Annotated in this window: 6 protein-coding genes, 2 tRNA genes and 3 pseudogenes; 8 read left to right on the top strand and 3 right to left on the bottom strand. The window is 72.7% G+C overall.

Translation table 11 applies throughout. The annotated features are described in order from the left end of the window. Window positions 1–33: 33 nt before the first annotated feature. A pseudogene (gene mfd / locus BN2279_RS06065) lies at window positions 34–3,670 on the top strand (transcription-repair coupling factor). Window positions 3,671–3,885: 215 nt separating this feature from the next. Here the strand turns inward: mfd (BN2279_RS06065) and BN2279_RS06070 are convergent. Both BN2279_RS06070 and BN2279_RS06075 read right to left on the bottom strand, forming a co-directional pair. Continuing rightward, window positions 3,886–3,958, bottom strand: a tRNA-Gln gene (locus BN2279_RS06070). 14 nt (window positions 3,959–3,972) lie between these two features. Beyond that, window positions 3,973–4,629: pseudogene (locus BN2279_RS06075) on the bottom strand (hypothetical protein); the annotation flags it as partial. Between the two features lie 121 nt (window positions 4,630–4,750). Here BN2279_RS06075 and BN2279_RS06080 point away from each other — a divergent pair. Both BN2279_RS06080 and BN2279_RS06085 read left to right on the top strand, forming a co-directional pair. Continuing rightward, the gene (locus BN2279_RS06080) at window positions 4,751–5,266 is read left to right on the top strand and encodes a hypothetical protein (protein ID WP_324612819.1); all 516 of its coding nucleotides are present in this window, start codon (window positions 4,751–4,753) and stop codon (window positions 5,264–5,266) included. A 14-nt stretch (window positions 5,267–5,280) separates the two neighbouring features. Beyond that, window positions 5,281–5,353: transfer RNA gene (locus tag BN2279_RS06085), tRNA-Gln, on the top strand. 215 nt (window positions 5,354–5,568) lie between these two features. Here the strand turns inward: BN2279_RS06085 and mfd (BN2279_RS06090) are convergent. Beyond that, a pseudogene (gene mfd / locus BN2279_RS06090) lies at window positions 5,569–9,024 on the bottom strand (transcription-repair coupling factor); the annotation flags it as partial. A 198-nt stretch (window positions 9,025–9,222) separates the two neighbouring features. Between mfd (BN2279_RS06090) and BN2279_RS30305 the strand changes: the two are divergent. The 5 genes from BN2279_RS30305 (at window position 9,223) to BN2279_RS06110 (ending at window position 13,029) form a co-directional block, all read left to right on the top strand. Further along, window positions 9,223–9,393, top strand: a complete 171-nt coding sequence (locus tag BN2279_RS30305) for a LysM peptidoglycan-binding domain-containing protein (protein WP_104530954.1) — start codon at window positions 9,223–9,225, stop codon at window positions 9,391–9,393. Between the two features lie 228 nt (window positions 9,394–9,621). Then, entirely contained in the window at window positions 9,622–10,902 is a 1,281-nt protein-coding gene (gene eno / locus BN2279_RS06095; RefSeq protein WP_059007183.1) for a phosphopyruvate hydratase, read from the top strand. 100 nt (window positions 10,903–11,002) lie between these two features. Beyond that, on the top strand, window positions 11,003–11,515 hold the full coding sequence (locus BN2279_RS06100) for an FtsB family cell division protein (RefSeq protein ID WP_059007185.1): 513 nt from the start codon (window positions 11,003–11,005) through the stop codon (window positions 11,513–11,515). Window positions 11,516–11,548: 33 nt separating this feature from the next. Further along, window positions 11,549–12,079 carry a DUF501 domain-containing protein gene (locus BN2279_RS06105; RefSeq protein ID WP_059007187.1) on the top strand — a complete coding sequence of 177 codons (531 nt, stop codon included), beginning with the start codon at window positions 11,549–11,551 and terminating at the stop codon, window positions 12,077–12,079. Beyond that, a complete protein-coding gene (locus tag BN2279_RS06110; RefSeq protein WP_059007188.1) occupies window positions 12,076–13,029 on the top strand; it encodes a Ppx/GppA phosphatase family protein in 954 nt (317 codons plus the stop codon). Before BN2279_RS06105 ends, BN2279_RS06110 begins: the two co-directional genes overlap by 4 nt. The last annotated feature ends 104 nt before the right edge of the window (window positions 13,030–13,133 follow it).

Genomic DNA, 13,133 nt, shown 5'->3' on the forward strand with positions numbered 1-13,133 from the left:
GCACACGCCTCTGAAACCCCCGGACGGAACCTCATGAGCCTGCACGGCCTTCTCGACGCCGTAACGGAAGAGCCGGCCCTCGCCGAGGCCGTCGCCGCCGCCGCCGCAGCCGACGGCGGGCGGCGCCACCTCGACCTGGTCGGCCCGCCCGCCGCCCGCCCGTTCGCGATCGCCGCCCTCGCCCGCGCGGCCCGCGGCCCGGTCCCCGCCGTGACCGCCACCGGTCCCCACGCCGAGGACCTCCCCGGCCGCCCCCCCCGCCGCCGGGCCCCGCGCCCCGCGCCGCGCCGTGACCGCCACCGGCCGCGAGGCCGAGGACCTCGCCGCCGCCCTCCGCTCGCTGCTCCCCCCGGACGGCGTCGTGGAGTACCCCGCGTGGGAGACGCTGCCGCACGAACGGCTCTCCCCCCGCGCCGACACCGTCGGCAGGCGGCTGGCCGTACTGCGCCGCCTCGCCCACCCCCGGGCCGACGACCCGGGCGCCGGACCCGTCTCCGTCGTCGTCGCCCCCATCCGCTCCGTGCTCCAGCCGCAGGTCAAGGGCCTGGGCGACCTGGAGCCGGTCAGCCTGCGCGGCGGGCAGACCGCCGACCTCGCCCGCGTCACCGCCGACCTCGCCGCCGCCGCGTACAGCCGCGTCGAACTGGTCGAGAAGCGCGGCGAGTTCGCCGTGCGCGGCGGTATCCTCGACGTCTTCCCGCCCACCGAGGAACACCCGCTGCGCGTGGAGTTCTGGGGCGACGACGTCGAGGAGATCCGCTACTTCAAGGTCGCCGACCAGCGCTCCCTCGAAGTCGCCGAGCACGGCCTGTGGGCCCCGCCCTGCCGCGAACTGCTGCTCACCGACGACGTGCGCCGCCGCGCCGCCGACCTGGCCGCGCGCCACCCCGAGCTGAACGAACTGCTCGGCAAGATCGCCGAAGGCATCCCCGTGGAGGGCATGGAGTCCCTGGCCCCCGTCCTCGTGGACGACATGGAGCTGCTGCTCGACGTGCTGCCCGCCGGCAGCATGGCCGTCGTCTGCGACCCCGAACGGGTCCGCAGCCGCGCCGCCGACCTCGTGGCGACCAGCCACGAATTCCTCCAGGCGTCGTGGGCCGCCGCCGCCATGTCCGACACCGGCGAGGCCCCCATCGACGTCGGCGCCGCCTCCCTGCGCGGCATCGCCGACATCCGCGAGCACGCCGCCGCACTCGGCCTGCCCTGGTGGTCCGTCTCCCCGTTCTCCCCCGACGAGGAGGCCGACGAGGACACCCTCCGCCTCGGCCTGCGCGCCCCCGAGACCTACCGAGGCGACACCGCGCGGGCCCTGGCCGACACCAAGGGCTGGCTCGCCGACGGCTGGCGCGTCGTCTACCTCACCGAGGGCCAGGGCCCCGCCGCCCGCACCACCGAGGTGCTCGCCGGGGAAGGCATCCCCGCCCGCCTCGACGGCACCCTCCCGGGCGACATCGCGCCGTCCGTCGTCCACGTCTCCTGCGGCGCGATCGAACACGGCTTCCTCGCCCCCGCCCTGAAGCTCGCCGTCCTCACCGAGACCGACCTCACCGGCCAGAAGGCCGCCGGACGCGACGGCGTACGGATGCCGGCCCGCCGCCGCAAGACCCTCGACCCGCTCTCCCTGGAGGCCGGGGACTACATCGTCCACGAACAGCACGGCGTCGGCCGCTACATCGAGATGGTGCAGCGCACCGTCCAAGGCGCCACCCGCGAATACCTCGTCGTGGAGTACGCCCCCGCCAAGCGCGGCCAGCCCGGCGACCGGCTGTTCGTGCCGACCGACCAGCTCGACCTCGTCACCAAGTACGTCGGCGGCGAGGCCCCCACCCTGCACCGGCTCGGCGGCGCGGACTGGACCAAGACCAAGGCCAGGGCCCGCAAGGCCGTCAAGGAGATCGCGGCCGACCTGATCAAGCTGTACTCCGCGCGGATGGCCGCCCCCGGCCACGCGTTCGCCCCCGACACCCCGTGGCAGCGGGAGCTGGAGGACGCGTTCCCCTACATGGAGACGCCCGACCAGCTCACCACCATCGGCGAGGTCAAGGAGGACATGGAGAAGTCGGTCCCCATGGACCGCCTGATCTGCGGCGACGTCGGCTACGGCAAGACCGAGATCGCGGTCCGCGCCGCCTTCAAGGCGGTCCAGGACGGCAAGCAGGTCGCCGTACTCGTACCGACGACCCTGCTCGTGCAGCAGCACTTCGGGACCTTCTCCGAGCGGTACGCCCAGTTCCCCGTCACCGTCCGGCCGCTGTCCCGCTTCCAGTCCGACACCGAGTCCCGCGCGGTCGTCGAGGGCCTGCGCGACGGCGCCGTGGACATCGTCATCGGCACGCACCGCCTGTTCTCCTCCGAGATCAAGTTCAAGGACCTCGGCCTGGTCATCGTGGACGAGGAGCAGCGCTTCGGCGTCGAGCACAAGGAACAGCTCAAGAAGCTGCGGGCCAACGTCGACGTCCTCACCATGTCCGCCACCCCCATCCCCCGCACCCTGGAGATGGCCGTCACCGGCATCCGCGAGATGTCCACCATCACCACCCCGCCCGAGGAACGGCACCCGGTGCTGACGTTCGTCGGGCCGTACGAGGAACGGCAGATCAGCGCCGCGATCCGCCGCGAACTGCTGCGCGAGGGACAGGTCTTCTACATCCACAACCGGGTCGAGTCCATCGACCGCGTCGCGGCCCGGCTGCGGCAACTCGTCCCGGAGGCGCGCATCGCCACCGCCCACGGGCAGATGAGCGAATCCGCGCTGGAACAGGTGGTCGTGGACTTCTGGGAGAAGAAGTCCGACGTGCTCGTCTCCACCACCATCGTGGAGTCCGGCATCGACATCCCCAACGCGAACACCCTCGTCGTGGAACGCGGCGACACCTTCGGCCTCTCCCAGTTGCACCAGCTCCGCGGCCGGGTGGGCCGAGGCCGGGAACGCGGTTACGCCTACTTCCTGTACCCGCCGGAGAAGCCGCTGACCGAGACCGCGCACGAGCGGCTGGCCACCATCGCGCAGCACACCGAGATGGGCGCCGGCATGTACGTGGCGATGAAGGACCTGGAGATCCGCGGCGCGGGCAACCTGCTGGGCGGCGAGCAGTCCGGCCACATCGCGGGCGTCGGCTTCGACCTGTACGTGCGGATGGTCGGCGAGGCCGTCGCCGACTACCGCGCGGCGCTGGAGCAGGGCGCGGGCGGCGCCGAGCCGGACGAGTCGCTGCTGGAGGTCAAGATCGAGCTGCCCGTGGACGCCCACGTGCCGCACGACTACGCGCCCGGGGAACGGCTGCGCCTCCAGGCGTACCGGTCGATCGCCGCCGCCAACACCGAGGACGACATCCGGGCCGTGCGGGAGGAACTGGCCGACCGGTACGGACCGCTGCCCGAGCCGGTGGAGAACCTGCTGCTGGTCGCCGGGCTGCGGATGCTGGCCCGCTCCTGCGGGGTCACCGACATCACGCTCCAGGGCAACAAGGTCAGGTTCTCCCCCGTGGAGCTGCGGGAGTCGCAGGAGCTGCGGCTGAACCGCGTCTACCCCGGGTCGGTGATCCGCCGCACGTCGCAGCAGATCCTCGTCCCGCGCCCGACGACGGCCCGGGTCGGCGGCAAGCCCGTGACGGGCCGCGACCTCCTGGCCTGGACCGGCGAGTTCCTGACGACGATCCCCGCGACATAACCCCGCGCCGGGGAGCCGAGGCGCCCGGCACCGGAACCCCTCACCGGTGCCGGACACCCGCCCCACCCGCTGCTCTTCTTCCCGCTCCACGCGGCACTCTCCCCCCAGCGTCCGGAAGGAAGGCCGAGGGCGCCCGGTGCGACCCGGTGGCGGGCCGACGAACAGCTTCGCCCGCGTCCGATGGGGACGCGGGCGGTAGGAGACCGGGGAGGAGGCTCCGCCGGCTGGATTCGAACCAGCACTGCAAGGCTTCAAAGGCCTGCGGGCTACCTGTTACCCCACGGCGGACGGTAAAGCAGACCCTACCGGAGCCGGTGCCCTGCCCTGGCAATACCCGTCCACCAGCCCTCGATCCTGCGGTAGAGCTCGGCGCCGTCCAGGACACGGACGACCAGGCAGCCGCGGTACCCGTCGCCCACGTTCTTGCGGACGGTCCTTGGGGTGTGACGCTTCAGCGTCGTCTTCGTGAACTGCTCCCGGCCGGCGCCGGTGATCCCCCTCCAGTAACTCTCGGCGGCGGCGACATCCGCCGTCGCGTGAATCTGCACCCGGAAGCGCAGACGGTCCGGCGCGACCCCCAGCAGTCGTAGCCAGGCGAGAAACACCGTGATCATGTCCGGATCGCTGTTGATGAACGTCACCGTCTCCCGCACGGCGTGCGGCTTGCTCTTCGACCCCTCCGACCAGTACAGCCCCACGCCGACGAGGAACAGCTCGCGGTCCGTGAGCCGGCCGACTTCCGACTCGGCGCACAGCGAGGTGGCGCGTCGCAGTAAAGTCCGCACGCGCCGGTACGGCTGCCAACGAGCCTCGTTCATCCGGCGCATCCGGTCCGGTGACGCCTCCGGCCTGGGCAAGTCCCGCACCCACAGCGACACCGAGCTCTTCGACACCCCCAGCTCGGCGACGATCTCGTCATAGGTCTTCCCTGCCTCGCGCAGGGCCCGGGCCCGGGCCCTGCGCGAGGCAGGGAAGACCTATGACGAGATCGTCGCCGAGCTGGGGGTGTCGAAGAGCTCGGTGTCGCTGTGGGTGCGGGACTTGCCCAGGCCGGAGGCGTCACCGGACCGGATGCGCCGGATGAACGAGGCTCGTTGGCAGCCGTACCGGCGCGTGCGGACTTTACTGCGACGCGCCACCTCGCTGTGCGCCGAGTCGGAAGTCGGCCGGCTCACGGACCGCGAGCTGTTCCTCGTCGGCGTGGGGCTGTACTGGTCGGAGGGGTCGAAGAGCAAGCCGCACGCCGTGCGGGAGACGGTGACGTTCATCAACAGCGATCCGGACATGATCACGGTGTTTCTCGCCTGGCTACGACTGCTGGGGGTCGCGCCGGACCGTCTGCGCTTCCGGGTGCAGATTCACGCGACGGCGGATGTCGCCGCCGCCGAGAGTTACTGGAGGGGGATCACCGGCGCCGGCCGGGAGCAGTTCACGAAGACGACGCTGAAGCGTCACACCCCAAGGACCGTCCGCAAGAACGTGGGCGACGGGTACCGCGGCTGCCTGGTCGTCCGTGTCCTGGACGGCGCCGAGCTCTACCGCAGGATCGAGGGCTGGTGGACGGGTATTGCCAGGGCAGGGCACCGGCTCCGGTAGGGTCTGCTTTACCGTCCGCCGTGGGGTAACAGGTAGCCCGCAGGCCTTTGAAGCCTTGCAGTGCTGGTTCGAATCCAGCCGGCGGAGCCTCCTCCCCGGTCTCCTACCGCCCGCGTCCCCATCGGACGCGGGCGAAGCTGTTCGTCGGCCCGCCACCGGGTCGCACCGGGCGCCCTCGGCCTTCCTTCCGGACGCTGGGGGGAGAGTGCCGCGTGGAGCGGGAAGAAGAGCAGCGGGTGGGGCGGGTGTCCGGCACCGGTGAGGGGTTCCGGTGCCGGGCGCCTCGGCTCCCCGGCGCGGGGTTATGTCGCGGGGATCGTCGTCAGGAACTCGCCGGTCCAGGCCAGGAGGTCGCGGCCCGTCACGGGCTTGCCGCCGACCCGGGCCGTCGTCGGGCGCGGGACGAGGATCTGCTGCGACGTGCGGCGGATCACCGACCCGGGGTAGACGCGGTTCAGCCGCAGCTCCTGCGACTCCCGCAGCTCCACGGGGGAGAACCTGACCTTGTTGCCCTGGAGCGTGATGTCGGTGACCCCGCAGGAGCGGGCCAGCATCCGCAGCCCGGCGACCAGCAGCAGGTTCTCCACCGGCTCGGGCAGCGGTCCGTACCGGTCGGCCAGTTCCTCCCGCACGGCCCGGATGTCGTCCTCGGTGTTGGCGGCGGCGATCGACCGGTACGCCTGGAGGCGCAGCCGTTCCCCGGGCGCGTAGTCGTGCGGCACGTGGGCGTCCACGGGCAGCTCGATCTTGACCTCCAGCAGCGACTCGTCCGGCTCGGCGCCGCCCGCGCCCTGCTCCAGCGCCGCGCGGTAGTCGGCGACGGCCTCGCCGACCATCCGCACGTACAGGTCGAAGCCGACGCCCGCGATGTGGCCGGACTGCTCGCCGCCCAGCAGGTTGCCCGCGCCGCGGATCTCCAGGTCCTTCATCGCCACGTACATGCCGGCGCCCATCTCGGTGTGCTGCGCGATGGTGGCCAGCCGCTCGTGCGCGGTCTCGGTCAGCGGCTTCTCCGGCGGGTACAGGAAGTAGGCGTAACCGCGTTCCCGGCCTCGGCCCACCCGGCCGCGGAGCTGGTGCAACTGGGAGAGGCCGAAGGTGTCGCCGCGTTCCACGACGAGGGTGTTCGCGTTGGGGATGTCGATGCCGGACTCCACGATGGTGGTGGAGACGAGCACGTCGGACTTCTTCTCCCAGAAGTCCACGACCACCTGTTCCAGCGCGGATTCGCTCATCTGCCCGTGGGCGGTGGCGATGCGCGCCTCCGGGACGAGTTGCCGCAGCCGGGCCGCGACGCGGTCGATGGACTCGACCCGGTTGTGGATGTAGAAGACCTGTCCCTCGCGCAGCAGTTCGCGGCGGATCGCGGCGCTGATCTGCCGTTCCTCGTACGGCCCGACGAACGTCAGCACCGGGTGCCGTTCCTCGGGCGGGGTGGTGATGGTGGACATCTCGCGGATGCCGGTGACGGCCATCTCCAGGGTGCGGGGGATGGGGGTGGCGGACATGGTGAGGACGTCGACGTTGGCCCGCAGCTTCTTGAGCTGTTCCTTGTGCTCGACGCCGAAGCGCTGCTCCTCGTCCACGATGACCAGGCCGAGGTCCTTGAACTTGATCTCGGAGGAGAACAGGCGGTGCGTGCCGATGACGATGTCCACGGCGCCGTCGCGCAGGCCCTCGACGACCGCGCGGGACTCGGTGTCGGACTGGAAGCGGGACAGCGGCCGGACGGTGACGGGGAACTGGGCGTACCGCTCGGAGAAGGTCCCGAAGTGCTGCTGCACGAGCAGGGTCGTCGGTACGAGTACGGCGACCTGCTTGCCGTCCTGGACCGCCTTGAAGGCGGCGCGGACCGCGATCTCGGTCTTGCCGTAGCCGACGTCGCCGCAGATCAGGCGGTCCATGGGGACCGACTTCTCCATGTCCTCCTTGACCTCGCCGATGGTGGTGAGCTGGTCGGGCGTCTCCATGTAGGGGAACGCGTCCTCCAGCTCCCGCTGCCACGGGGTGTCGGGGGCGAACGCGTGGCCGGGGGCGGCCATCCGCGCGGAGTACAGCTTGATCAGGTCGGCCGCGATCTCCTTGACGGCCTTGCGGGCCCTGGCCTTGGTCTTGGTCCAGTCCGCGCCGCCGAGCCGGTGCAGGGTGGGGGCCTCGCCGCCGACGTACTTGGTGACGAGGTCGAGCTGGTCGGTCGGCACGAACAGCCGGTCGCCGGGCTGGCCGCGCTTGGCGGGGGCGTACTCCACGACGAGGTATTCGCGGGTGGCGCCTTGGACGGTGCGCTGCACCATCTCGATGTAGCGGCCGACGCCGTGCTGTTCGTGGACGATGTAGTCCCCGGCCTCCAGGGAGAGCGGGTCGAGGGTCTTGCGGCGGCGGGCCGGCATCCGTACGCCGTCGCGTCCGGCGGCCTTCTGGCCGGTGAGGTCGGTCTCGGTGAGGACGGCGAGCTTCAGGGCGGGGGCGAGGAAGCCGTGTTCGATCGCGCCGCAGGAGACGTGGACGACGGACGGCGCGATGTCGCCCGGGAGGGTGCCGTCGAGGCGGGCGGGGATGCCTTCCCCGGCGAGCACCTCGGTGGTGCGGGCGGCGGGGCCCTGGCCCTCGGTGAGGTAGACGACGCGCCAGCCGTCGGCGAGCCAGCCCTTGGTGTCGGCCAGGGCCCGCGCGGTGTCGCCTCGGTAGGTCTCGGGGGCGCGCAGGCCGAGGCGGAGGGTGTCCTCGTCGGCCTCCTCGTCGGGGGAGAACGGGGAGACGGACCACCAGGGCAGGCCGAGTGCGGCGGCGTGCTCGCGGATGTCGGCGATGCCGCGCAGGGAGGCGGCGCCGACGTCGATGGGGGCCTCGCCGGTGTCGGACATGGCGGCGGCGGCCCACGACGCCTGGAGGAATTCGTGGCTGGTCGCCACGAGGTCGGCGGCGCGGCTGCGGACCCGTTCGGGGTCGCAGACGACGGCCATGCTGCCGGCGGGCAGCACGTCGAGCAGCAGCTCCATGTCGTCCACGAGGACGGGGGCCAGGGACTCCATGCCCTCCACGGGGATGCCTTCGGCGATCTTGCCGAGCAGTTCGTTCAGCTCGGGGTGGCGCGCGGCCAGGTCGGCGGCGCGGCGGCGCACGTCGTCGGTGAGCAGCAGTTCGCGGCAGGGCGGGGCCCACAGGCCGTGCTCGGCGACTTCGAGGGAGCGCTGGTCGGCGACCTTGAAGTAGCGGATCTCCTCGACGTCGTCGCCCCAGAACTCCACGCGCAGCGGGTGTTCCTCGGTGGGCGGGAAGACGTCGAGGATACCGCCGCGCACGGCGAACTCGCCGCGCTTCTCGACCAGTTCGACGCGGCTGTACGCGGCGGCGGCGAGGTCGGCGGTGACGCGGGCGAGGTCGGCGGTCTGCCCGCCGCGCAGGCTGACCGGCTCCAGGTCGCCCAGGCCCTTGACCTGCGGCTGGAGCACGGAGCGGATGGGGGCGACGACGACGGAGACGGGTCCGGCGCCCGGGTCGTCGCCCCGGGGGTGGGCGAGGCGGCGCAGCACGGCCCGCCGCCCGCCGCCGGTGTCGGCGCGGGGGGAGAGCCGTTCGTGGGGCCGCGTCCCCCACGCGGGGGACCCCACGCCGCCGGCCGGGGCGGGCAGCGAGCGGGCGGCGGCGGCGAGGGCCGCCGCCTCGCGGGCGGGGGCGGGCGAGGGGCGGCGCGGGGCGCGGGGCCCGGCGGCGGGGGGGGCGGCCGGGCCGGGCCGGGCGGCGGGCGGGCCCGGGAGAAGGACGGCATACGAGAGTTCTGCCGGTCTCGGGGGCTCGGAGAGGTGTAAAGGGGCCGGGGGGCGGGCGCGGGGCCCGGCCTGCCCGCCGGCGGCCCCGCCCCCCCCCCCCCCCCCGCCCCGGCCCCCGCGCCCGCCCCGGAGCCCGCGGCCGAGCCGCAGCCGGAGGTCCAGGCCGCCCCGGCGCGCGAGGAGGAGGTGCCCGCCGACCACAGCAACGGCGGCACGTACACCGTCCAGCGCGGCGACACCCTGTCGGAGATCGCGCAGGACCACGACACCTCCTGGCAGCAGCTCTGGTCCGACAACGCCGAGGTCATCGGTGACAACCCGGACCTGATCCACCCGGGCCAGGAGCTGAGCGTCTGACACGCTCCGGCCCATGCCGGTGAACGCGGACCCGGTGCGGGGCGATGTCCCCGCACCGGGTTTTCTTCTCCCGTTAAACAAAAAGATGGCACCCCCTCTGAGCTGGTCTTTCAGTGGGGTGTCCGGCGCTAAGGGCGAGCTGGCGAGCAGCGCGGTCCCCCGGGGCGGCTACGCTCAGAGGGCTGAAGAAGCCACTCACGTCATCCACTCGGACCGAAGGAGAACCTCGTGCCGTCTATCGACGTCGTCGTAGCCCGCGAGATCCTTGACTCGCGAGGCAACCCCACGGTCGAGGTGGAGGTTGGCCTCGACGACGGCAGCACCGGCCGTGCCGCGGTGCCCTCCGGCGCCTCCACCGGGGCCTTCGAGGCGCTGGAGCTGCGCGACGGGGATCAGAGCCGCTACCTGGGCAAGGGCGTGGAGAAAGCCGTCCTCGCCGTCATCGAGCAGATCGGCCCCGAGCTGGTGGGCTACGACGCCACCGAGCAGCGGCTGATCGACCAGGCGATGTTCGACCTGGACGCCACCGCGGACAAGTCCTCGCTCGGCGCCAACGCCATCCTCGGCGTCTCCCTCGCCGTGGCGCACGCCGCCTCCGAGTCCCGCGACCTGCCCCTCTTCCGCTACCTCGGCGGCCCGAACGCGCACCTGCTGCCGGTGCCGATGATGAACATCCTGAACGGCGGCGCGCACGCCGACTCCAACGTGGACATCCAGGAGTTCATGATCGCCCCGATCGGCGCGGAGTCCTTCTCCGAGGCCGTCCGCTGGGGCGCCGAGACCTACCACACGCTCAAGAAGGTGCTGAAGGAGCGCGATCTCGGCACCGGCCTGGGCGACGAGGGCGGCTTCGCGCCGAGCCTCGGTTCCAACCGCGAGGCGCTCGACCTGATCGTCGAGGCCATCCAGAAGGCCGGGTACACCCCGGGCCAGGACATCGCCCTGGCCCTGGACGTGGCCGCCACCGAGTTCTACTCGGACGGCGCCTACACCTTCGAGGGCAAGTCCCGCACCGCCGCCGAGCAGACGGCGTACTACGCGGAACTGGTCGACGCCTACCCGCTGGTGTCCATCGAGGACCCGCTGAGCGAGGACGACTGGGAGGGCTGGCAGGCCCTGACGACCGAGCTGGGCGGCCGGCTCCAGATCGTCGGCGACGACCTGTTCGTCACCAACCCCGAGCGGCTCCAGCGCGGCATCGACGCGGGCGCGGCCAACGCGCTGCTGGTGAAGGTCAACCAGATCGGCTCGCTGACCGAGACCCTCGACGCCGTGGAGCTGGCCCAGCGCAACGGCTTCAAGTGCATGATGTCGCACCGGTCCGGCGAGACCGAGGACGTCACCATCGCCGACCTGGCCGTCGCCACCAACTGCGGCCAGATCAAGACCGGCGCCCCCGCCCGGTCCGAGCGGGTCGCCAAGTACAACCAGCTCATGCGCATCGAGGAGATCCTCGACGACGCGGCCGTCTACGCCGGGCGCAGCGCGTTCCCGCGCTTCCGCGGCTGACGCGCGGCGCACATCCAGCCAGGTTCGCCCGTCCCCGCCATCCGTCCCGTACGGTGGCGGGGACACGCGTGACGGTGAACAGGGGTGACAGGGAGGCGACGTGGCCGCGGAGCGGGATCGTTTCTCCACCGCCACCAGGCTCAGGGCGCTGGGCGAGCAGGCCGCCGCCCGGGTCTACCGGGCGCAGAGCCGCCGCCTGCGGCGCCCGCCGCGCCGCAGCCGCCTCACCGGCCGGGCCGCGATCCTCGCGCTCGTCGTCTGCTCGCTGATCGTCGCCCTCGCCTACCCGCTGCGGCAGTACATCCAGCAGCGCGCCGAGATCGACGATCTGCGGCGGCAGGCGGAGGAGGAGCGGCAGCGGGTGGAGGATCTGCGGGACGCCAAGGCCCGCTGGCAGGACCCGGCGTATGTCGAGCAACAGGCGCGGGAGCGGCTTCAGTTCGTGCGGCCCGGCGAGATCGGCTTCATCCTGCCGCAGGCCGGTGACGGCGACGGCGGGGACGACGGTGCCGGGGAGGACGACGAGCGCCTCCGCACCCGTGGCGCTCCCGTTCCGCGCCCCTGGTACGACAATCTGTGGGAGGGCGTCGACGAGGCCGACCGGCCGAGCTGACCGCCGTCCCCGGTCCCCGACAGAAAGCCACCTGTGGAAACCCCAACCCCGACGGACACCGCCGCGGTCGAGGAGCAGCTCGGCCGGACACCGCGCGGTCTGCGCGCGGTCGCGCACCGCTGCCCCTGCGGCAACCCGGACGTGGTGGAGACGTCCCCCCGTCTGCCCGACGGCACGCCGTTCCCCACCACCTACTACCTGACCTGTCCGCGCGCCGCCTCCGCCATCGGCACCCTGGAGGCCGGGGGCGTGATGAAGGACATGACCGCCCGGCTCGCCGAGGACCCGGAGCTGGCCGCCGCGTACCGGGCCGCGCACGAGGACTACCTCGCGCGCCGGGACGCCATCGGCGTGCTGCCCGGGTTCCCCAGCGCGGGCGGGATGCCCGACCGAGTCAAGTGCCTGCACGTGCTGGTCGCGCACTCCCTGGCCGCGGGCCCGGGCGTCAACCCGCTGGGCGACGAGGCGCTGGCCATGCTGCCCGAGTGGTGGCGCAAGGGCCCGTGCGTACCGGTGAGCCAGGACGGGTCCGGGAAGTCCGGTGAAGGAGACGACGCGACATGACGGCAGCCGCCGCGATCGACTGCGGCACCAACTCCATCCGCCTGCTGATCGCCGACGCCGATCCGGCGACCGGGCGGCTGACGGATCTCGACCGGCGGATGGAGATCGTCCGCCTCGGCCAGGGCGTGGACCGCACCGGCCGGCTCGCCCCGGAGGCGCTGGAGCGCACGTTCGCCGCCTGCCGGCAGTACGCGGCGGCGATGGCGGAGCACGGCGTCACGCCGGAGCGGACCCGGTTCGTCGCCACCTCCGCCTCGCGGGACGCGGAGAACCGCGACGACTTCACGCGCGGGGTGCGGGACATCCTGGGCATCACGCCCGAGGTGATCAGCGGCGACGAGGAGGCGGCGCTCTCGTTCACCGGCGCCACCCGGGAGCTGACCGGGCGGCCGGGGATCACGCCGCCGTATCTGGTGCTCGACATCGGGGGCGGCTCCACGGAGTTCGTGCTCGGCGACGACGCGGTGCGCGCCGCCCGCAGTGTGGACATCGGCTGTGTCCGCCTGACCGAGCGGCACCTGCTGCGCGACGGGCGGATCGCCGACCCGCCGACGCCGGAGCTGATCGCCGCGATGAGCGCCGACATCGACGCCGCGCTGGCCCTGGCGGCGGAACGGGTCCCGCTGGACGCCACCCACACCCTCGTCGGGCTGGCCGGGTCGGTGACGACGCTCGCCGCCATCGCCCTCGACCTGCCCGCCTACGACTCGGCCGCGATCCACCACTCCCGCCTGACGGCCGACCGGGTCCGGGAGATCACCGGGCGGCTGCTGGCCGCCACGCACGCCGAGCGGGCCGCGATCCCGGTGATGCACCCGGGCCGGGTGGACGTGATCGGCGCGGGCGCGCTGGTGCTGCTGAAGGTGCTGGAACGGACCGGCGCGACGGAGGTCGTGGTCAGCGAACACGACATCCTGGACGGCATTTTGTGGAGCGTCGTGACCCCCTGAACGAACGCCCGCGAGGAAGTTCGTGAAGTTTTTCACATGGGGTTCCCCGAAACCCTCCCGACCTGGGGCCGGAACGGCCGGGTAACGGGCCCCGGCCGGAGCCG

Origin of the sequence: Streptomyces specialis (genome assembly GCF_001493375.1) — a bacterium.
Lineage (GTDB): Bacteria > Actinomycetota > Actinomycetes > Streptomycetales > Streptomycetaceae > Streptomyces > Streptomyces specialis.

Excerpts from the sequence above, each read along its gene's own strand:
- BN2279_RS06080 (WP_324612819.1), top strand. The coding sequence starts at position 4,751 with ATGAACGAGGCTCGTTGGCAGCCGTACCGGCGCGTGCGGACTTTACTG.
- BN2279_RS06110 (WP_059007188.1), top strand. The coding sequence starts at position 12,076 with ATGACGGCAGCCGCCGCGATCGACTGCGGCACCAACTCCATCCGCCTG.